The sequence below is a fragment of the Phnomibacter sp. genome (assembly GCF_036803085.1).
Classification (GTDB): Bacteria; Bacteroidota; Bacteroidia; order Chitinophagales; family Chitinophagaceae; genus Phnomibacter.
Genome location: NZ_DAIRUZ010000010.1, coordinates 133,564 through 153,794, shown reverse-complemented (window position 1 = coordinate 153,794; position 20,231 = coordinate 133,564). Strand labels below are relative to the sequence as shown.

The window sequence follows — 20,231 nt, the reverse complement described above, 5'->3', positions numbered from 1 at the left end:
GACTCTGAATAACAGCTAGCTGAAATCGTTTACACAAAATATTTTACAGTCTCAAAAAAATCCCGACCACTTGGTCGGGATTTTTTTATCGGATATTAAAAACGTAATCGTTGTTCTGAAACTGTCGTTTGATGTCTCGCAAATCTCGCTGGATTGATGCATCCACAAGATTGTTGTTGTATTCCAAAATAAAACCACCAATCAGTTCTTCCTTTACACTGGTTTTCAGCTCTACCTTGTCAAAGCCGGTGTCAGCTTTCAGTTTGCTCAGCAAAGATGCTTTTACTTCTTCGCTCAATGGTTGCGCTGTGGTAATTTTTACCTGCTGAATACCCTTCAACACATTGTATTGTTCGTTGAATGCACCAAGTATTTCAGGCAATGCATTTTCGCGGCTTTTGCTTATCAGCAGGCGGAAAAATACCTCCGTGATAGCATTTACCCGGCCTTTGCAAATCGCTTCCATTACAGCAGTCTTTTTATCGGCTTTGATAATGGGGCTGCGCAACAGTCCTTTTAACTCAGGGCTGCTATTGATAGCTGAGAGTAAAAACGCTACATCAGCTTTAATAGCTTCTAATTCGTTTTTTTCTACGGCAATATCAATGAGACTTTTAGCGTAGCGGCCGGCCAAACGTGGGTTTACCATACAATTGCTTCTCTTATATTGAAGAATAACGGCTTTTGCATTGCTGCAAAAGCTGCTCTTTCAGCTTAGTTCAGTTTTACAGCGTTGCTCAACTCTTTGATGTAGTTTTCCTGGTCAGCTTTATTGGCTAGTTCGCGGCGCAATACTTTTTCTGCCACTTCAACCACCAATGCACCCACCTGATTTTTTACATCGGTAATGGCAGCCATTTTTTGGTTGTTGATGGCCTGTTGTGCTTCAGCTACAATTTTATTGGCTTCCAGCTTAGCCTGCTCTTTGGCTTCGTTTACCATTTTATCACGGGTTTCTTTTGCCTCTTTCAGCATAGCGGCACGTTCTTCGCGGGCTTGTGCCATTAGTGCTTCGTTTTCGCTTTGCATTTGAGCCATTTCAGCCTTTACGCGGTCGGCGGTAGCAATACTGTCGGCAATTTTGGTTTCACGTTCGTTCAGGCTGCTGATGATGGGCTTCCACGCAAATTTGCGCAGCAGGAACAACACTACTAAAAAGGCGATGAGGTTCCAGGCAAAAAGTCCTAATCCTACGTCGAGCATGTGATTCGTTTTTTGAAAAGAGATAAATATTCAGGAGTCGAAAAAGTTAAAGAAAACTGCGCCGTCCGCCCTGTGCATGGACGCAGTTTGTTTTTTTCAGTGCGAATGATTACGCCTTGAATACAGCCAGCAGACCAGCTACAGCGGCCAGCAGGGCAACACCTTCTACGAAAGCAGCAGTCAAGATCATTGCACCACGAATGTCGTTAGCAGCTTCAGGCTGACGGGCGATGCTTTCAGTAGCGCCTTTACCAATCTGACCGATACCGATACCAGCGCCGATAGCGGCCAAACCAGCACCAATAGCACCACCGAGGTGGCTCATGCTTACATCCAACAGAACGTTCATCAGTTGCATAATAGATGATATTTAAAATGAAAAAATCCGGTGTTCTTTATTCCGCATCCGCGGCACTGTTCAAGGTTAATCCTAATCACTAATCCCCAATTTCTTAGTGGTGTCCGCCTTCGTGGTGGTCGCCATGTTCAAAAGCCTGACCAATAAACACTGCTGTAAGGTTGGTGAAGATGAAAGCCTGAATGAAGGCTACCAATACTTCGATGGCATAAATAAATACCGCCAAGCCTACAAAAATGGGGCTGGTACCATAGCCGAGTGATTTGCTCATGGCGCCAAATATGAAAATGAGGATGATGAAACTCAAGATGATAACGTGACCTGCCACCATGTTGGCAAACAAACGAATCATGAGGGCAAAGGGCTTGGTGAAAATACCCATCAGTTCTACCGGCAGCATAATGAGCTTAACCGGTACAGGTACGCCCGGAAACCAAAATACGTGACCCCAGAAATGCTTGTTGGTGCTGAACAAAATAACGATGAAGGAAATCAACGCCAGCACAGCTGTAAGGGCGAGGTTACCCGTTACGTTGGCCGAACCAGGAATTAAACCAAACAGGTTGTTGATTAAGATAAAGAAGAAAACAGTGAGCAAAAACGGCAAGTAACGCTGGTATTTGCCATGCAGGTTTGGCTTAGCCACTTCATCTCTTACAAACGTAATCACTGGCTCTACTGCATTTTGGAAACCACTTGGTGCCTTGTTGGGACCGTTTTTGGCATATTTCTTCGCAATGCTGCTCATGAGTACAATCAGCAGGATGCTGGCCAACAGCATTTGCACCACGTTTTTGGTCATACTGAAATCGTATACCTGAACGCTGGCATTTGGTTTGCCCTCGGCATCCACGGCAATGATTTGCTGGTTTTTCAAACCGCTTACATCTACGCCTTCGGCCTTCATTTGCTGAATGTAGTGGTCATTTACCAGAAAGAAGCCTTCGTGAGCTTCGTGGCCATGGTGAAATTTGCTGCTACTGAAAAAATGCCATTTGCCTTCGCTGTACAAAATCACTGGCAAAGAAATAGAAATAGCCTTGCCGCCAATATCCATGAAATGGAAGTCGTGAGCATCGGTTACGTGCTCAATGATGATCTTACCAGGATCCAGTTTTTCCTCGTGGGTGGCACCCGCTTCGTGCTGTGCCGGCTCGTGGCCTTCTTCAGCCATGGCTACGCCAAAAGAGAAAACGCTGAAAACCGCTACCAGTAAAGATTTCATGAACTTGCTACCCATACCTGTGCTCAAATTTGGCCGCAAATGTACGGGGTGCCGTGCATACTATAAAGGAGAACTGGAAAGAAAATTGAATTTTGAAGCTTATCAGCTTTCGGAGCTTCGAAAAACCGCCCCTGTCGCCAAAATTCCAGCAACTGTTCATTCAAAACGTCCATTACTCTGGTATTTGTTGATGTTGCTTAGGTGCATCTTTCAATAGCTTCGACAATTCCATTAAAGAAAGCAAGGCCTGTAGCCTTTCTGTATGCGTCATGGCCAAAGCCCTCCGCAATCGGGTATCTATAGCCTCCTGCCGGCTGGCATACACTTCAGGAAGATTGGATTTCAGCACTTTATGTAACTGACCACAGCTTTTTATTTCTAATGGATTGTCTGGGTAAAAATCAGCCAATTTTTCATTCCGTAACTTTTATAGTTGTCCCCCCACCCCTTTGAACTTCTCAACAAATGCGACCAGCTTTTGAAAAACACTTTGCTTTTTAGCCAAATACAAAGGGTTTAATGGGCTCATTTTCGGCAAAAGAGCATTCAATTCAGTTCCGTTTTCACTTGCATATTCCCGTTTTAAGGAAGCTGTTATATAACGTTTTGCTTCTTCTTCATTCAGGTTTTCTTCAGCAATTAAATCCAAGGCCTCTGATTTCTGCTTGCTTTGAGCGAAGGCAAAAAAAGACTCAATAACATTCGCTTTGTCTTGCAGCGTGTCAAGGTCAGTCTCATTAATGAAATCAACAACCAAACTTTCTTTTGCTCTATTTCCAACACTTGCACGGATTACTCTACGTATTTCAGTAATTAAAGTGTCTTTGTCTTTAGCTTTCTTATTATGCTCAAAAATCAATTCCAGAATGTAATCAAGGTTTATTTCTTGCGATTTTAATAAGTCAACCTCAAAAACAACATCGTCCCAATCAATTGTTGATTCTTCTGTTTCTTTACCGCTTTTCTCTCGTCTTAACCAGTCACGAATATCATTGTAAGTTGAACGGTAATCCTGAACTGTCCTTTCTTTGAGCAATTCAATCTTTTGCATTGCTGCAATGTCCTCATCTGTTACAAAATGAGCTTTCTTAAATTCTTCAACTGCCTCAGGATTATTTATATCGATTGTTTGAAGTGCTTTTAGGTGGTTAAATTCATCGTAGTTCTGCAGTATGTTTTCTACTCTTAAATACTCTCCAAATAGTTTTGCAAATTCCTTTTTGTCTTTCTCTTTTACGATTTCGTCAGGATTAGGGAACTTCTCATTTAACTCATTTACTACTTCTACATATCCTCGACGAGCTTCACCCGTAACGATATCCGTAAACCCATCTAGATATTCTTTGTAGCTCTTTTCAAGAACCACATTTTTTGTATTACTGTCGCCAAACAACGTGATTGCATCGATTGTTGCTTTTTCTAAATCACGGAATGTTACAATGTTGCCAAAGGTTTTTGTGGCATCATAAATTCTATTTGTTCGAGAAAAGGCTTGAATTAAACCGTGATAACGCAAATTCTTGTCAACGAACAAGGTATTAAGTGTAGGAGCATCAAAACCAGTTAAGAACATTCCAACTACAATAATTAAATCAATCTCTTTGTTCTTTACACGTTTGGCAAGGTCACGGTAATAATTCTGAAATTCATTACTGTCAACGCCATAACTGGTTCTGAACATGGCGTTATAATCATTGATAGCTTTGGTTAAAAACTCTTTGGCAGTAACATCCAATGCAGAAGGTTCAAAAGTTTCGTCAACTATTTCACCAATTGCACTTTGTTCTTCGTTTGCTGCAAAAGAGAAGATAGTTGCAATTTTTAATGGCTTATCGCTGTCTTTTTTAAGTTTGTTTAATTCCTCATAATAGCATTTGGCTGCATCAACACTGCTAACGGCAAACATGGCATTAAAACCTTTGTTGCTTCCTTGGTTTCTATGGGTTTTTATCCTGAAATTATCTAAAATGTATTGAGATATTTCTTTGATACGAGCAGGGTGTAGTAAAGCTGTTTTGTTTTCTGCTGCACTTAGTTTTTTCTCGTCTTGTTCGGTTTCTATATTCTTAAACTGAGGTCGAACATCATTATAGTCAACTTTGAATTTCAGCACTTTTTCATCTCTGATAGCATCCGTAATTACATAAGAGTGCAATTCACGACCGAAAACGCTGGCTGTTGTTTCAGCACCTAATGCATTTTGTGGAAAAATAGGTGTACCCGTAAAGCCGAATTGATAGAACTTTTTAAACTTCTTTTTCAGATTCTTTTGGGCTTCCCCAAATTGAGAACGGTGTGCTTCGTCAAAAATGAATACAACTTGCTTTTGATAAATGGCTAAATCACCCTCAGTTTTCATGAGGTTATTCAGTTTTTGTATTGTGGTTACAATAATCTTATTGTCATCCTTTTCAATATTTCGCTTTAAACCAGCCGTACTATCAGAACCATTTACGCTATCGGGAGAAAAACGCTGATACTCCTTCATGGTCTGAAAGTCCAGGTCCTTACGGTCAACTACAAAGAATACTTTATCAATAAAATCCAATTGCGTTGCTAAACGTGCCGCTTTAAAACTGGTAAGCGTTTTTCCTGAGCCAGTAGTGTGCCAGATATATCCGCCTCCTTCATTGGTCGACCACCTTTTTGCCAGATAAGAGCTTTCTATTTTCCAAAGGATTCTTTCTGTAGCTGCAATTTGATAAGGACGCATGATAAGCAGCGTATCGCTAGTGTCAAATACCGAATAAGTGAGAAGAATATTGAGAAGTGTACGTTTCTCCAAAAAGGTAGCCGTAAAATCCTTTAAATCTTTAATCAAACTGTTGTCAGCTTTTGCCCAGTTCATGGTGAAGTCAAAACTATTTTTGTTTCGCTCGACTGTATTTGCAAAATATCTGCTATCTGTTCCGTTTGAAATGACAAAGATTTGAATGTATTTATACAGTGAGTTTTTGCTATTAAAACTCTCCTTTGAGTACCTGTGAACCTGGTTGAATGCTTCCCGGATAGCAACGCCACGCTTTTTTAGTTCAACCTGAACCAATGGCAAGCCATTTACTAAAATGGTTACATCATAACGATTGGCATGTGTTCCTTTCTGCTCAAATTGTGAAATGACCTGTACTTTATTTCTTGTGATATTCTTTTTGTCAACCAAGTAGATATTTTGGATATGACCATCATCAAAAACAAAATCATAGATATAGTTATCGTGTATTTTTCTTGTTTTCTCAACAAGGGTATCACTTGGTTTATCTAAGTATTCCTCTACGAAACGAATCCATTCTCCATCAGAAAATTCCATGTTGTTAAGCGATTGCAATTGCACTCTCACATTCGCCAACATCGCTTCTGGTGTCTTCAGGTTTGAAAGCCTTTCATAACCTTGACCAATCAGGTCTTGAATGAACTCATTCTCTAGTGTTGCCTCTGTTTGATACACAGCAGAAGGCTCATTCAGCATGGAATCCTTGATATAGTTATCCAGTACGATGAAATTATTTGACTCGGCAATGGTTTTATACTGCGCCATTCTGTTCGGTTGTACTTGAGTTAATCGTCGATTTGAAGCCGTACTTTGTTTTCACTTCACTTACCAGAAAGCCCAAGACTCTCTTGTCATTTTCTTCAACAATTGCAATTTCTTCACCATTATGTTTTGAATGACTTGATAGATTTATGATTCTTCTGTAATATGCTTCTCGTGACTCTTGGGGCAAAAGCTCTTCCCAATTTTTGTATCCAAGAAATGTCGAAGTCTTTTCTAGTATGTTGCGTAAGAAGTTAAAATGAAACTTTTTTATCTCCCCCGTTGGCTGTGTTGCTTTCTCCAATTCTGCTAATAGAAACAAGTGATAGGAAAAAGGCGAGTCACTTTGTATTTCGTTAAGTGCGAAAGTTCCATCATTCAACTTTTCCAAAAGCCATTTCTTAGTCTTCTTAACCCTATTAAACTCATTGAAAATCACATTGTAAAATAGTGGATTGTGAGTTGTGATTATGAATTTCAAATCCGAAGTGCTTGACTTTATCAACTCTGAAATATTCACGGCTAATTCAATTAGATGGGTGTCATCTAAGGAGCTGACGGGATCATCAATAAAAATATATTCAAGCTTATCATACTGGTCAGTTTCACGATTTTCTTTTTCCGCAATGTTTAAAACACTTACAACTTGTTCCATTAAACTAAAAAAAACACTCCATACAAAACAGCTTTCTTCCCCTTTCGAAATCTTCACAAATTCAGTATCATCTTCGTTTCCTCGTTCAAATGAAAATCGAATCTCTGTAAAGTTTTCGTTGAATTGCGGAGTCAACTTATCATTAGTTAGCTGCTGGAAATTCGCAACAATATTCCTGTCTTGGCCTTGTTCTCGAAGTACCCAATCGGTAAAGCTGTTTGGTTGTATTATTAACTTCCTATCGGAATCAGCATCCAAATCATTATCCCAGAAGAACAAGTCCTCTGTAAAAGCATTATAGTAAAGTATTTTAATGTCCGAATCTTCTTCTTGTACCGCTTCAAGTTCTTTTGGGGCTATCAACTGCTTAAATTCACGTGATAAACGAGTTTTACCTGAGCCATTAAAAGCATAAACCAGCTGTAATTTTTTATCAGCGTCTTTAAGTGTTTGTGCTATTTGTATTAACGACTGTCCCATTTTATGACTCTACATTATTCTTAGGAAAGGTTAGCAATAAATCGCGGTAGTACTCATACTGCTTTTTCCTTAACTCAATCTCTTTCGGAAGGCCTTCGCTGATTGAAGTGGTGAGTATGTCGAATTTATCAAGGACGGTAACAATACGATCTTGTTCTTCTGGAGAAGGAACAGGAATTAAAACCTTTTCTAAACCTCTTGCATTAATGGCAGATATCTTTCCCGATGAAATATGCTTTTTTATTTGGTCATGGAATTTTTTAGTACGTGTAAAGTATGCTACGTATTTCGGGTTTAATGGGCTTCTGAAAGAAAAACAGGCATCATGAATTACAACACCTTCTTTGCCTAACCAAGCCGTTCCTAATCCGATGTCCTCAATGGTTTCTCCAGCAGCCACAATAACAACATCTCCATATTTAGCAACTCGTAAGTTTTTTCTTTTTACCAATCCCTCGCTTACAAATGATTTTGCTTCATTTGCCCAAGTGCCATAATAAGTATACATCTCACCATAATGAATACAGGGTACGCCTTCGGCAATCATGTCGTCTTTTACAAAACGTCTTCCTCTTTGAAACACTCCTAACTCACTCATAGTTAAGTACTTATACCCCCCCCATTTAAGTTATTGAAATTCAACAGTTTATCTCTGTAGTATTCATACTGTTGTTTACGGGCTGTAAGCTCTGCTGTAAGCTCTGCTGTAAGCTCTGCTGTAAGCTCGGTGAACTTATCGAGCATGCGAACAATTTCTTTTTGAACTTCTAATGGTGGGACGGGAATTTTGAGTTTCTCAACTATAAAATTGTCCAAAGTAGGAATCCCCGCAACCCTAACTTTTGACTTTAAAAAATTTTGTTCCCCTAATAAAAAATAATAAAGAAACTTATTGTTTATATCTACTGAATGTCCAATACAAAAACAACCGTCAGATGACCAAAAATCAACCGGGCTGTACCCAACAGTACCTGCAGAAGCACCTACATTAATTATCATAACTGTATCAGCTGGTCGATTAGACTTGGAATAAAAACCTAATGGTTCTATTCCACCATGAAAAACCGGATATTTTTCATACTTCGATAGTTCTTGACGTGTTAATCTTTTGCCACGTAAAACATTGGAAACCTCTCCCAATGTTTTCCATTCCACTTCTACGCCTTGCAACAATCTATCTACATAGCTCATTCGTATTATTTTTTACCTTTTAAATTCTTTTTGGCTATTGCTTTGTCTAAAGTTTTTACTCTCCGTTCCAGTTTTTTTATGTCTTCCTCAGCCGGCAACTCCTCGGGTTTAATGCCACTTTTACCCAATAGGGTTCTTACGTCCTTATTGTTTTTAACATGTTCAGACGTAATATCCGTTTCACCCTTTAGGTCGTTTTTCTTCACGTTAAAATTGGTAATTTCTGTAGCCAATTGTTTTGCTGTAATGGTAATGGTAGGTAAAAAATCAGCTAAAGGTCTGTTTTCCTTTATGCCCAACTTACGTTTCATGTCGCTGGTGTTGTACCCGCCAAACATGGCCCAATCACCTTTACTTCTAATTCTGGCAAATCCAGAATTGTCAACGCCTCTTTCGTAAATGTTTTTAGAAAGTTCGGTTTCAGTAGCAGCCAATTTTTCACGTGCTTGCAAACGCTCCATCAGCTGTATGCGTTCTTCCAACAATTCCTGCTTTCTGGTTTGTATAGCAAAATAGCTTTGGGCAAAAGCTATTTGTTCTTTCTTAGGGTCGCCGTTCTGCGCTATTAGATAACAAGCATAGCGAGTGAGCATCAAGTCTTCCTGTTCCCTTTCTGCACCAGAACCAATCTTGACCATTTTGGTGACGTCAACGAAATGGTCAGAAACCGTTTCGCCAGTGGTTTGGCAACTTTCTTTTGCTTTATTAATTGCGTTTAAAAAATTTCGCCAATCAGCATACCCTAAAAGCTCTTGTAGTTCACGAGCCAGCCAATATTCAACACCATCCTGCTCATAAGCATATTCTTCAAATTGTTTATTCAATTGCGTGATGATAGCTTTTTCCATAGTGTGTAGTATTTCTAGATAATCAGGCTTCAATTTCTTTAATGATTTCATCAATGCTCAAACGCAGCGCATTTACCTTCTCTACTGTTTTGGTGATTTCCGCATTTATTTGAGTAATGTCAACGTGCTCACGGTTGTTTTTTGCCTCTACATAAGAGCTAACCGAAAGGTTATAATCGTTTTCGGCAATTTTTGAATTGTCAATTGATTTGGAAACATGTTCAACATCTTCTTTACAATCGAACAGCTCCATAATCTTTTGAATATGGGCATCGGTCAGCTCGTTGTTGTTGGTTACTTTTTTAAAAAAGTCTTCTCCGCTTGCATCAATAAACTGCGTTTTGTTTTCGGTTTTATGTTTGGACAACACCAAAATAGTAACCGAAATAGTTGTGCCGTAAAATAGATTGGGCGCAAGTGAGATTACGGTTTCTACAAAGTTGTTATCCACCAAATACTTCCTGATTTTTTGCTCTGCACCGCTACGGTAAAAAATACCGGGGAAACAAACAATAGCAGCCCGGCCTTTACTTGAGAGATAAGATAGGCAATGAAGTACAAAAGCGAAATCGGCTTTTGATTTTGGAGCCAATACACCGGCAGGTGCAAAACGGTCATCATTAATCAGCGTTGGGTCATCGTCACCAATCCATTTTATAGAGTAAGGAGGATTAGAAACAATAGCATCAAATGGCTTTTCATCGCCAAAATGTGGGTCAATCAGTGTATTGCCAAGAGCTATATTGAACTTATCGTAATTGATGTTGTGCAAAAACATGTTCATACGGGCTAGGTTGTAAGTTGTGTGGTTTACTTCCTGCCCGTAAAAACCTTCTTCAATAATATGATTGTCGAAATGCTTTTTGGCTTGCAACAATAACGAACCTGAACCTGCCGCAGGGTCATATATCTTGTTTACTTTTTCTTGCTTGTGCATGGCCAATTGAGCAATGAGTTTTGATACGTGCTGCGGTGTAAAAAACTCACCTCCCGATTTTCCTGCATTGGCTGCATAATTGGAAATCAAAAATTCATAAGCATCTCCAAAAAGGTCAATTTGATTATCTTCAAAATTTCCAAAGTTCAGTTCTTCAACACCTTTCAAAACGGCAGCCAAACGTAAGTTTTTGCTTTCAACCGTATTTCCTAATCGAGTGCTGGTCGTGTCAAAGTCGGCAAACAAACCTTTAATGTCCGGTTCAGATGGATAACCATTTGCAGAACTTTCAATAGCGTCAAAAATGGCTTTTAAGTCTGTGTTCAGATTGGGGTTTGTATTGGCAGTTTTGGCAACATTCACAAAAAGCTGACTTGGATAAATGAAGTAACCCTTTGTTTTTATGGCATCGTCTTTTATTTCAGGTGTGATTACATCATCCAAAAGTTTTGAATAGCCAATACTTTCATCGCCAGCTTCAATAAAATTGGTGAAGTTTTCGCTAATAAAGCGATAGAACAGTGCACCTAACACAAACTGTTTAAAATCCCACCCATCTACTGAGCCACGCACATCGTTGGCTATTTTCCATATTTTATTTTGTAATTCTTGTCTTTGTGCTATGCTTGTCATTCTATCTCTTTTAATAGGGCTAATAGTTTATCCTCAACTTTCTTTGCAATCTCAAAAGCAAGAATGTCGCCCATCAAACCGGGTTACATTTTTACTGCCCATTTGAACGGATTTTTTGTAGGCTTTTCGGCTGCTTGTTTAAAGCCAACCCCAACAATTGCTATAGGTCGAAAATACTAAGAGTCGGGGTTAATCACACATTTTCCTCCTCAAACTGCATGCTGTGCAGGCGGGCATACAGGCCACCTTTGGCCAGCAGGGTTTCGTGGCTACCCATTTCTTTGAGTTCGCCCCGCTCCATCACCATAATAATATTGGCCTTGCGAATGGTGCTCAGGCGGTGGGCAATCACAATAGAGGTACGGCCCTGAATCATTGTGTCGATGGCCTGCTGTATGAGCTGTTCGCTTTCGCTGTCGATATTGCTGGTGGCTTCGTCGAGTATGAGGATGGCGGGGCTGTAGAGCAGGCAGCGGGCAAAGCTTAGCAACTGGCGCTGGCCGGCACTCATAGTGGCGCCACGCTCCAGTACATTAAAGTCGTACCCGCCGGGCAGCTGTTGTATCAATGCATCGATGCCAATCAGGCGGCACACTTCTTCTACCCGGCTTCGGGGTATATCAGGGTTGCGCAACGTGAGGTTGTCGTGTACCGAGCCGGCAAACAAAAACACATCTTGCAGCACCACACCAATCTGGCTGCGCAAAGCATCGGGGTGATAATCCCGGATGTCGTGCCCATCAATGGTAATGCGGCCATGTTCTACTTCGTACAGGCGGTTGAGCAGCGAAATGATGGTGGTTTTGCCGCTACCCGTGCTGCCCACAATGGCCACGGTTTGGCCGGGGGCTATGCGGAAGTCTACATTTTTCAGTACCCAGTTTTCGGCTTCGTAAGCAAAATTCACTTTTTCAAAAGCGATGCTGCCTTCCACTTTGGCAGGCTGCAGGGCCTGAGCAGTTGGCTCGGGCAGCTGGTCATTGTTGTCGAGTACTTTAAATACCCGTTCGCTGGCCACCATGCCCATTTGTATCACATTGAACTTATCGGCAATCACCCGTAGCGGCCGGAAAATCTGGTTCATAAACAAGATGAAGGCGACCAGCTTACCCGCTTCTATTCTTTGGTCGGCCACCCACCATACCAGCAGGCCCAGGCTTACGGCCAGCACCACTTCTACCACCGGAAAAAAGACCGAGTAAGCAAAAATGGCGTTGATATTGGCGTTGCGGTGTTCCTTATTAATCTTTCTGAATTTGCCCATTTCGCGGTCTTCGGCCGCAAAAGCCTGCACCAGTTGCATGCCATTGATGTGCTCCTGCACAAAGGCATTGAGGCTGGCCACGGCATTCCGCACTTTGATAAAGCTCTTGTTGACGCTGTTTTTAAAACGCCAGGTAGCCAGCAGCAAAATGGGAAAAGGAATCAAGCCAATCAGCGTTAGTTGCCAGTCCATCCAAAACATGGTGGCAAGGGTAAACACGATGGTAAGAAAATCGGCAATGATGGGAATGAGGCCGTCGGCAAAAATTTCATTGATGCTTTCAATATCGTTGATGGTGCGGGTGGTAAGCGTTCCAATCGGTGTTTTATCGAACTGGCGCAGGTTGAGGCGCAGCACCTTGTTGTACACCGTTACCCGCAGGTCTTTTACCACATGCTGGCCCAGCCATGCCGTGCTAAACGTAAACACAAACCGAATCACGGTTTCTATCAGCAACATCACAATTTGCAGGATGGAAATAAGCACCACAAAACGCAGCATGTCGCCATGGCTGATGGCATCAAACCAATCGTTGAGCCAGGTTGGAATATTGCCCGTTTGGCCTTTCAGTCCTTTGTCTACCGTGTATTGAATGAACAAGCCCCGCACCGGCGACAGCACCGCCAGCACCAGTGCCAGCACCAGCGACAGGTAAAAGCGGCGGCGGTAGGGTTGTACAAAACGCATCACCCTGCCAAACAGGGCCATATCGAATGAGCGGGAAGTTGACTTGTTGCCAGACATATACAATTGCAGCCGGTACGCAGCCATCTTTTGATGCCAAAAGCGGCTTCGCCTTGCGGCTGCGAAACTAAGGCAAGCCCGTTGGCCGCTGCACCCGCTGTTTTATTTTAACGTAATGCCTTCGAAGGGATCGGCTTCGCGGTTGGCTATTTTGTAAGCTTTGATAAACAGGGCACCGAGGTTTTGGTGCGGAAAAATGTAATCGTCATAGCCTTCTTTCTTTTCGGCACTAATGCGGCCGGCAACCTCTGTCATCATAGATGGCCATTTTACATCCTGTCCCATTTTCAGTTTGTCTACCAGGTAAGTAAACAATGCCACGTTGATTTCGCCATAGCCTACCTGCTTGCTCGAAATGATGGAAGCATCGGGTGAAATGCGCAGCACATCGGCGAGGTTGTGGTAGGCACCGCAGCTACCCAACACCACTACCCTGCTGGGCAGCATTTTTTTGATGGTATAGGGCAGGTAATAACTATGCCCACGATGCACTGTAATAGACGGCGAAAAACCATTGCTGGTCATGTACTCAATAAGTTTGCGTTGCGCATTTTCATCTTCATCGTTTTCTTCATCCAAAGCACGGTTGGCAAACAACACAAAGGGAACGGGCGAACCAATACTGGTAAACTGCACCCATTCAGGCGTAGCTTTTATGGCCCACTTGGTTCTGTCGGCATAAATGCGAAGTAAGTGGTTGAAGGTGCCTTTGCCGCCAGCATCGCCATAAAAATACATTTGCAACACAATGCGGCCGAGGCTATCTCGCAGCTGCCGGTTGCTGATATCGTACACAGGTGGAATACCCAATGAGTCAGAAATGTTTACCCTCGGCAGATTGCTGTCCATTTCGCTATCACTGCTTTCCATAATCACTTTTTCCAGCCGGTAAATAACACGACCCTTTCGGTTATTCATGAGCTCAGCCATGGCCAGGTTTTCCTTCACCTTGTTCAGCATTAATGCACGGATAGCAGGCTGTGTAATACTGGCATACGCATTGGCCACATCCACCGCATCTTCAATATCATCTTTACTGCTGCCCTTTTCCAAATTACTCACAAAGGCCGACATCAATGCCTTAGCGTTAGCAGCACTCATTTTGGCCAAAAAGTCATTCAGCGTATTGTAGTTGGCCGCCATGGTCAAAAACTTCTTGTACTTGTCGTGGTTCACTATTTGCAGCAGTGTATCGGCACTTTTGCCAGGTGTCAGTTCCAGCAGGCGGTTGTACACGTAAGTGTAACTACTGGTATAAATTTCTGCTTCGTTCAGCACTATCAAATAATAAAGCTCAGGTACCGTTAGGCCTTGTATTTTTTTGAAACGAACAGGTGCCGGCAAATCATGCAAACCGTTGATGGTATTGACATACACTTCCAGCGATTTGCGGTGCAGCATGTCTTGCAGGCCACGCAGTACTACAGGCGTATCGCCTTGGCGCATACGGCCTGCATAGTTTACCTGTGTTTTTACCAGCAGCCGATAGTAAGCAGCTGAATCGGCAATGGCCGTTTCAATTTCTTTTTTACTGATGTTGCCTTTGCTCAAATCATCGAGAAAAGGAAAAAACAATTGGCCCGAACGATCGCCTGCCAGTTGCACAATCATTTTTACCAACGGATCGGCATGGCGGGCAATGATAATGCCCAAAGGTGTACCGCTGGCCTGTGCATAGTTAATCAACTCTTCGGGGCGGCGGCGGGCCGCTACCGAAATCAAACTATCGGTAAAAGAATAGCTTGGATTTTCGGCCAGTCTTTTCAGCGTTTGCTCCGGGTTTTCGGATATGAGTTTCAGGAAAATGAATTCCTGTATCTGGCGAATGCCAGCGCTATTTCGAAACGCAAAGTTGTTGGGAATGATTTTGGCCACATCATAGGGTAAAGGCCTTAGCAATGGCAACACATCTTTCCCTGCTTCCGTTCTTAATAAGCCTTCTTCAAACGCATTGAGCAAGGGCGCAAAGCTGCTCCAGTCCGTTGATTTTTTTCTGATTTCAACTGCGTAGGCATACAGCAGTTCTGTCATGCTGCGCAGGTACGTCAGCTTCTTGTTGTGGTCGTATGTTTTGCTCAGCTCTACCCGACGCTGCCAGTCGTCAATCCGGGTTTGCACCAGGTATTGCAGCTGCTCGTTCATTTCATGACTGGGGTAAACCGTCATAAGACTATCGGCACGGCCATCAATGGCCAGCATATCTTTTTGCGCCTGGTCGAGGCGGGAGTGAAACAGGGCCCGGTTGAGGTCGGGACTGAACTGCTCGGTGAGTTGTGCATGGGCACTACCCATCGTCATCATGCCCATACACAGGGCCATCCAAATCAATTTTACGTACTGCATGCGGGGTAAAGTTAATAGCTTCAATTGGGTTTGCCGGAGGCTGTGCAGCAGGCTTGCAAAATTTTGGCAGCATCGTTAACAATTTGGTAAACACTCATTTACCTCCCCGCTATAGTCACAGCAGTTATTTTTGCGTAAACATATTGTTAATGGACACCAAGGGTACCATCCTCATTGCCGACGACGAAGCAGACATTTTGGAGATCATCGGCTACAACCTGAGCCGCGAAGGTTACAAGGTACTCGAAGCAAAAGACGGCAATCAGGCCCTCGACCTGGCCCGCCAGCATCACCCCGACCTCATTATTCTCGATATCATGATGCCCTACAAATCGGGCATCGAAGTGTGCAACATTCTCCGTACACAACCAGAGTTTAAAGAAACACTCATCGTAATGCTCACCGCCCTCAGCGATGAAGGCTCTCACATCAAAGGCCTCGACAGCGGTGCCGATGATTACCTGAGCAAACCCATCAGCCCCAAGGTGCTGCTGAGCCGGGTGAATGCTTTGTTTCGCCGCATTCAAAAAGACAGCGGCCAAAAAGTGCTCAGCATGGGCGACATGACCATTGACCCCGTTCGCTTTGTGGTGACCCGCAGCGGAAAAGACATTGTGCTGGCTAAAAAAGAATTTGAACTGCTGTACCTGCTGGCTGCCAAGCCGGGCCGGGTGTTTTTGCGCAACGAAATATTGAGCAATGTGTGGGGCACCGATGTGATTGTGGGCGACCGCACCATTGATGTACACATTCGCAAGATTCGCCAGAAGCTGGATGTAGATTGTATCACCACGGTAAAAGGTGTGGGCTACAAGTTCGATCTGCAGTAAAAACTGTTATCCACGTACATTTATGCACTTGAACAAATGCCCGTGGGCAGCAAAAAAACCATGCTCAATACCAAAAATTTTTCGCCGAAACAATTATCGCTTTTTACAGCCATTATACTGGGCATACCGGTACTGGTGGGTGCGTGGCTACTGAGGCCCGAGTGGGAACTGGTGGCCGTCAGTTTTGTAGTATTTGTAGCCGGTAGCTATGCGTTGATTTTAGCGGTGCTACAGCAATTCATTTACCGTAAAATCAAACTCATTTATAAGTTCATTTACAAAACCAAGGCCAGCAAAAAAGAAGAGACTTACTACAAATACATTTTGCCCCAAAAAGGAATAGATGAAGTACGAGCTGATGTGGAGAAATGGGCCCGCCAGCAAGAAGGACAGATAGAAACACTTCGCTCCAACGAAAAATACCGCAAAGAGTTTTTGCAGAACCTGTCGCATGAATTAAAGACGCCCATTTTTGCCATACAAGGCTACCTCGATACCTTGTTGGATGGCGCTGCCGACAATCCGGAAATACTCCACCGTTTTTTGAAAAAAGCCGGACGCAATGTGGAGCGGCTGGTAAACCTTACCAACGACCTTGATGAAATATCGAAACTGGAAAGTGGTGTGATTCCTCTGCACAAAGAAAACTTTGTGATACAGGACATGATAAAAGAAGTGTACGAAATGCTGCATGTAAAAGCCAGTGCCAAAAACATTCGCTGCAGCATGAAGAAAGGCACCGAACTACCCATGATTGTATTTGCAGATAAAGAAAAAATACGGCAGGTGCTCATTAACCTGGTAGATAACGCTATTAAATACGGGCACGAAAATGGTACGGTAGTAGCCAGCACTTATGTTACAGATGGCAAGCGGGTGCTGATTGAAATAAGCGACGATGGCACGGGCATTGCCGAAGAACATTTGGGCCGCATTTTCGAACGCTTTTACCGTACCGATATGGCCCGCAGCCGCAAAGTAGGTGGCAGTGGTTTGGGCCTCGCTATTTGCAAGCACTTGGTAGAAGCCCATGGCCAAACCATACATGTACGCAGCAAGCCCGATGTAGGCACCACCATTGGTTTTACACTCGAAGGCCGCAAAGAGGCCTGAGAGATAACTTGAATTACTTTGTATAAAGTAAGATCGACTAATTACCAGGCCGCTCTGGTAAAAGGTGGATTCCATTTGCGCAGCAGCAGGTACACTGCCGCCGCACTCAACACGCCCAATACTGAACCGGCCAACACATCTTGCAAAAAATGTTGCCCTAAATACACCCTGCTGTAGCCAATACCCACAGCTACTATAAAAGCCAGCCACCAGCGCTTTTGCCACCACGGCATGAGCAGCACCAACGATGTAGCCAAGGCAAAAGCGGTAGCGGTATGGCCCGAAGGAAAACTGTTGTGGCTTTGCAATAATTCCACCCCGTTTACTGCATCAATCAATTGACCGTTAGCCTTAAAAAACGGAGCAGGACGCGGAGAGGCAACCGTGTTTTTAATGAGCTGTGCCAACAGCCCCGACACAGCAAAAGCGGCAAACAACACTATGGCTCTCGGCCATTTTTTTTGAAACAACCACAGCACACATACAGCCACCGCCATCAGCCCATCACCCACATGAGTGAGGTAAGTAAATAAAAAATCGGTGATGGGTGAGCCTACATTTCGCATCAGTAAAAAGCCTTCGGCTTTTCCATAATTCATCATTACCAGCAGGCCGCCGGCCCAATACAAGAGCGCCGCTGTAAAAAAAAGGCGGGTGGATGGTGTAGCTATATTTCCAAAACGCTGGTTGGTTTGCATAGTATACAAAGGTCTACCCCTTGGGGCAACTGCCCAAAAAAAACCGCCAGCGGTGGACACCGAGGCGGGTTCGAGAAAATCTACTCTACGTATTGCTGTGAAGAATGCAAATGAATAGGTGGTGAAATAACGATGCCTGCATTACGCCAATGTAAAGACAAGGCTAACAAATCGTAAACAGATAACTGCTATTTAGCCAATGCTTTCAGCACAGCGAGCCGCTGCTGCAAAGCAGCCTGAAATGGAAAGTAGTAGTAGCGCCCTGTATTGATGAAATACAGGTGCGTACACTGCGCCGATTGTGTAGTAAAATAAATAGTCTGCGCCACTTTGCCTTTACTAAACACAAACATTTTGCCTTCGCTGCGGCAATCCCGTAAACTATCTTCTGTAAATGGTAGCGTCATGTTTTCTTTCAGCAATGCCAGCACAGTATCTGTTGTGGTTTGAAAGCTGGTATAAAACCGGGTATACTGTTCTTTATCATCTGTAAAAGGATGTTTGTAAAACAAAATGGAAATGCTATCTGCTGTAGCCAAACCGGGCTCTAACGTGATACCCGTAGTTATGAGTACGGTGGAATCTTTTGCGGTTGTACCAGCATTGGTTGGTTGATTGCTTTGGCAGGCAACCAACGAGCATACAATCAGCAACAGCAAAGGATAATCGAGAAACTTCTTCATGCTACAAAAAATTGAAACTAGCTACAAAGCAAACTGCTTTCGTCTTTCGGCGAAAGCAGTTTGCAAAAAAACAGAAAAGAGGAAGATTAATATACATTGGTTTGCGGAGTGAAGCTTGCCCAACCAGTCATCCAGTTGTCTGCGCCAAAGGCGCCACGGAAAGTAGTCGTTGTCCAGAAAGATACACCAGCCCAACCAGTACCAGTGAAAGCTGCACCGCTCAACGCAGGGCTGCCTGCTGCTGGCAAAAAGTTTGGTGCATTCAATACAAATGGATTGGTGAGACCAATTTCTGTTGCAGCTGCATGTTTGGTATTGCCATCGGCCAACGCTTTTGTTTCTACTTCAGCAGAAGTCATAACAGGGTTGGTAGCTGCACGGAAATGAGCCGTTACTGCATGCACCAGGTTGTTGCGGAAAGCAGAAGCGCCATTTTTATAGAAGCTTACAGTAGAGTCTGATTCGAGAGACAAACCGGCATCCATGTAACCCATCAACACAGAGTTGCGTACATCAAACTGTGTAGCACGGCGCCAACGCATGTTGAAGTTATGATTGGCCAAAGTGCCAGCAGCATTGTTAGGACCAACCCAGGTAAAGTTGCTGATAGAAGGCTTGGTGTATGGAGTGGCATTGCTACCTGTAGCATCGTTGTCGCACTCTACGCCATTGCCCGCATCGCCGGCATCTACAAACAAAGGATCACGCAGGGCTACACCAAATTGCAGGCGGCCATTGTAACCAAAGTCGAAATCATAATCGTCATCAGCTGTTGCAAAAGCAATGAGGTATTTGGCATTTACAGTACCACCGAAAAATTCGTAAGCATCATCGTTGCCATAAGAAACCTGCACGTAGTTGATAGTAGTACCGCTACCTACGCCACCGAGTGTAAGACCGTTAATTTCTGAGTTGGGGTCAGCGGCAATACCAGCGTACTCAATGCGGATATAGCACAAAGAACCACTGTTGTCGGTAGCTACACTGCCACCGTATTCAGCATTGATACCACCTTCGATGATGGGTGTAGTAGTACGGTTGGTGGGTGCATTACCCAAGATAACGATACCACCCCAGTCGCCGGGCTTGCGGCTACCAGCAGCTTTGCCAGAAGTAAATACAATGGGCTCAGAAGCAGTACCACAAGCAAAGATTTTTGAATTGCGTTCAATGATCAACGCACCTTTTTGTACAGTGTCGCTTTTGATAACAGAACCGGGTGCAAACTTGATAGAAGCTCGGCCGTTTACATACACGTACCCTTTAAGCGTGTAAACGCCCTTGGGCAGTTCCACATTTTCACCATCGTTAATTACACCGGTAATTACTTTGGTAGCCGAAATTTCGGCTTGCTTGGTAGCATATACCCCATTACCGTTGCCGCTGTCTACAGAAGAATTATCGATGTCGACCTTAATGCACGACGTAGCCGTGATGGTAATAGCTGCCAGGATGATGCCTAACTTTTTCATTGTATTCGTTTGAAAGTTTTTT

18 protein-coding genes are annotated in these 20,231 nt (G+C 43.3%); 2 read left to right on the top strand and 16 right to left on the bottom strand.

What is annotated here, in order from left to right; translation table 11 throughout:
- Positions 1-85: 85 nt before the first annotated feature.
- The 13 genes from atpH to V7Q13_RS17000 form a co-directional block, all read right to left on the bottom strand.
- A complete protein-coding gene (atpH, locus tag V7Q13_RS17060) occupies positions 86-649 on the bottom strand; it encodes an ATP synthase F1 subunit delta (protein WP_333801876.1) in 564 nt (187 codons plus the stop codon).
- Between the two features lie 65 nt (positions 650-714).
- Positions 715-1,203 (bottom strand): F0F1 ATP synthase subunit B, encoded by a 489-nt coding sequence (gene atpF / locus V7Q13_RS17055; protein WP_333801875.1) that lies wholly within the window; start codon positions 1,201-1,203, stop codon positions 715-717.
- 109 nt (positions 1,204-1,312) lie between these two features.
- A complete protein-coding gene (gene atpE, locus V7Q13_RS17050) occupies positions 1,313-1,561 on the bottom strand; it encodes an ATP synthase F0 subunit C (protein WP_157476697.1) in 249 nt (82 codons plus the stop codon).
- Between the two features lie 94 nt (positions 1,562-1,655).
- A complete protein-coding gene (gene atpB, locus V7Q13_RS17045) occupies positions 1,656-2,786 on the bottom strand; it encodes a F0F1 ATP synthase subunit A (protein ID WP_333801874.1) in 1,131 nt (376 codons plus the stop codon).
- A gap of 172 nt (positions 2,787-2,958) precedes the next feature.
- Positions 2,959-3,195 (bottom strand): hypothetical protein, encoded by a 237-nt coding sequence (locus V7Q13_RS17040; RefSeq protein WP_333801873.1) that lies wholly within the window; start codon positions 3,193-3,195, stop codon positions 2,959-2,961.
- An 18-nt stretch (positions 3,196-3,213) separates the two neighbouring features.
- Positions 3,214-6,321 (bottom strand): type I restriction endonuclease subunit R, encoded by a 3,108-nt coding sequence (locus V7Q13_RS17035; RefSeq protein WP_333801872.1) that lies wholly within the window; start codon positions 6,319-6,321, stop codon positions 3,214-3,216.
- On the bottom strand, positions 6,308-7,453 hold the full coding sequence (locus V7Q13_RS17030; RefSeq protein ID WP_333801871.1) for an AAA family ATPase: 1,146 nt from the start codon (positions 7,451-7,453) through the stop codon (positions 6,308-6,310). The genes V7Q13_RS17035 and V7Q13_RS17030 overlap by 14 nt, the downstream gene beginning before the upstream one ends.
- A 1-nt stretch (position 7,454) precedes the next feature.
- Positions 7,455-8,051: a restriction endonuclease subunit S gene (locus V7Q13_RS17025; protein ID WP_333801870.1), complete on the bottom strand. Its 597-nt coding sequence runs from the start codon at positions 8,049-8,051 to the stop codon at positions 7,455-7,457.
- A gap of 2 nt (positions 8,052-8,053) precedes the next feature.
- A complete protein-coding gene (locus tag V7Q13_RS17020) occupies positions 8,054-8,644 on the bottom strand; it encodes a restriction endonuclease subunit S (RefSeq protein WP_333801869.1) in 591 nt (196 codons plus the stop codon).
- Positions 8,645-8,649: 5 nt separating this feature from the next.
- Positions 8,650-9,492 carry a DNA damage-inducible protein D gene (gene dinD, locus V7Q13_RS17015; RefSeq protein WP_333801868.1) on the bottom strand — a complete coding sequence of 281 codons (843 nt, stop codon included), beginning with the start codon at positions 9,490-9,492 and terminating at the stop codon, positions 8,650-8,652.
- A gap of 22 nt (positions 9,493-9,514) precedes the next feature.
- The gene (locus tag V7Q13_RS17010) at positions 9,515-11,062 is read right to left on the bottom strand and encodes a type I restriction-modification system subunit M (RefSeq protein ID WP_333801867.1); all 1,548 of its coding nucleotides are present in this window, start codon (positions 11,060-11,062) and stop codon (positions 9,515-9,517) included.
- 193 nt (positions 11,063-11,255) lie between these two features.
- The gene (locus V7Q13_RS17005; protein ID WP_333801866.1) at positions 11,256-13,070 is read right to left on the bottom strand and encodes an ABC transporter ATP-binding protein; all 1,815 of its coding nucleotides are present in this window, start codon (positions 13,068-13,070) and stop codon (positions 11,256-11,258) included.
- Between the two features lie 102 nt (positions 13,071-13,172).
- Positions 13,173-15,413: a hypothetical protein gene (locus V7Q13_RS17000; protein WP_333801865.1), complete on the bottom strand. Its 2,241-nt coding sequence runs from the start codon at positions 15,411-15,413 to the stop codon at positions 13,173-13,175.
- Between the two features lie 149 nt (positions 15,414-15,562).
- Between V7Q13_RS17000 and V7Q13_RS16995 the strand changes: the two genes are divergently transcribed.
- The gene (locus V7Q13_RS16995; protein ID WP_333801864.1) at positions 15,563-16,243 is read left to right on the top strand and encodes a response regulator; all 681 of its coding nucleotides are present in this window, start codon (positions 15,563-15,565) and stop codon (positions 16,241-16,243) included.
- A gap of 60 nt (positions 16,244-16,303) precedes the next feature.
- The gene (locus V7Q13_RS16990; RefSeq protein ID WP_333801863.1) at positions 16,304-17,356 is read left to right on the top strand and encodes a sensor histidine kinase; all 1,053 of its coding nucleotides are present in this window, start codon (positions 16,304-16,306) and stop codon (positions 17,354-17,356) included.
- Positions 17,357-17,397: 41 nt separating this feature from the next.
- Here V7Q13_RS16990 and V7Q13_RS16985 read toward each other — a convergent pair whose 3' ends face one another.
- From V7Q13_RS16985 to V7Q13_RS16975, 3 genes are all read right to left on the bottom strand, one after another.
- Positions 17,398-18,054, bottom strand: a complete 657-nt coding sequence (locus tag V7Q13_RS16985; RefSeq protein ID WP_333801862.1) for a phosphatase PAP2 family protein — start codon at positions 18,052-18,054, stop codon at positions 17,398-17,400.
- 188 nt (positions 18,055-18,242) lie between these two features.
- A complete protein-coding gene (locus V7Q13_RS16980) occupies positions 18,243-18,737 on the bottom strand; it encodes a hypothetical protein (protein WP_333801861.1) in 495 nt (164 codons plus the stop codon).
- Positions 18,738-18,823: 86 nt separating this feature from the next.
- Positions 18,824-20,209 (bottom strand): hypothetical protein, encoded by a 1,386-nt coding sequence (locus tag V7Q13_RS16975; protein WP_333801860.1) that lies wholly within the window; start codon positions 20,207-20,209, stop codon positions 18,824-18,826.
- Positions 20,210-20,231 lie beyond the last annotated feature (22 nt).

What these genes read in the sequence shown, in the direction of transcription:
- V7Q13_RS17035 (WP_333801872.1), bottom strand. Translation starts at nt 6,321, where the DNA reads ATGGCGCAGTATAAAACCATTGCCGAGTCAAATAATTTCATCGTACTG.
- V7Q13_RS17010 (WP_333801867.1), bottom strand. Translation starts at nt 11,062, where the DNA reads ATGACAAGCATAGCACAAAGACAAGAATTACAAAATAAAATATGGAAA.
- atpE (WP_157476697.1), bottom strand. Translation starts at nt 1,561, where the DNA reads ATGCAACTGATGAACGTTCTGTTGGATGTAAGCATGAGCCACCTCGGT.
- atpB (WP_333801874.1), bottom strand. Translation starts at nt 2,786, where the DNA reads ATGAAATCTTTACTGGTAGCGGTTTTCAGCGTTTTCTCTTTTGGCGTA.
- V7Q13_RS16995 (WP_333801864.1), top strand. Translation starts at nt 15,563, where the DNA reads ATGGACACCAAGGGTACCATCCTCATTGCCGACGACGAAGCAGACATT.
- V7Q13_RS17000 (WP_333801865.1), bottom strand. Translation starts at nt 15,413, where the DNA reads ATGCAGTACGTAAAATTGATTTGGATGGCCCTGTGTATGGGCATGATG.
- dinD (WP_333801868.1), bottom strand. Translation starts at nt 9,492, where the DNA reads ATGGAAAAAGCTATCATCACGCAATTGAATAAACAATTTGAAGAATAT.
- atpH (WP_333801876.1), bottom strand. Translation starts at nt 649, where the DNA reads ATGGTAAACCCACGTTTGGCCGGCCGCTACGCTAAAAGTCTCATTGAT.
- V7Q13_RS17020 (WP_333801869.1), bottom strand. Translation starts at nt 8,644, where the DNA reads ATGAGCTATGTAGATAGATTGTTGCAAGGCGTAGAAGTGGAATGGAAA.
- V7Q13_RS17030 (WP_333801871.1), bottom strand. Translation starts at nt 7,453, where the DNA reads ATGGGACAGTCGTTAATACAAATAGCACAAACACTTAAAGACGCTGAT.
- V7Q13_RS16990 (WP_333801863.1), top strand. Translation starts at nt 16,304, where the DNA reads ATGCTCAATACCAAAAATTTTTCGCCGAAACAATTATCGCTTTTTACA.
- V7Q13_RS16975 (WP_333801860.1), bottom strand. Translation starts at nt 20,209, where the DNA reads ATGAAAAAGTTAGGCATCATCCTGGCAGCTATTACCATCACGGCTACG.
- V7Q13_RS17025 (WP_333801870.1), bottom strand. Translation starts at nt 8,051, where the DNA reads ATGAGTGAGTTAGGAGTGTTTCAAAGAGGAAGACGTTTTGTAAAAGAC.
- V7Q13_RS16985 (WP_333801862.1), bottom strand. Translation starts at nt 18,054, where the DNA reads ATGCAAACCAACCAGCGTTTTGGAAATATAGCTACACCATCCACCCGC.
- V7Q13_RS17005 (WP_333801866.1), bottom strand. Translation starts at nt 13,070, where the DNA reads ATGTCTGGCAACAAGTCAACTTCCCGCTCATTCGATATGGCCCTGTTT.
- atpF (WP_333801875.1), bottom strand. Translation starts at nt 1,203, where the DNA reads ATGCTCGACGTAGGATTAGGACTTTTTGCCTGGAACCTCATCGCCTTT.
- V7Q13_RS16980 (WP_333801861.1), bottom strand. Translation starts at nt 18,737, where the DNA reads ATGAAGAAGTTTCTCGATTATCCTTTGCTGTTGCTGATTGTATGCTCG.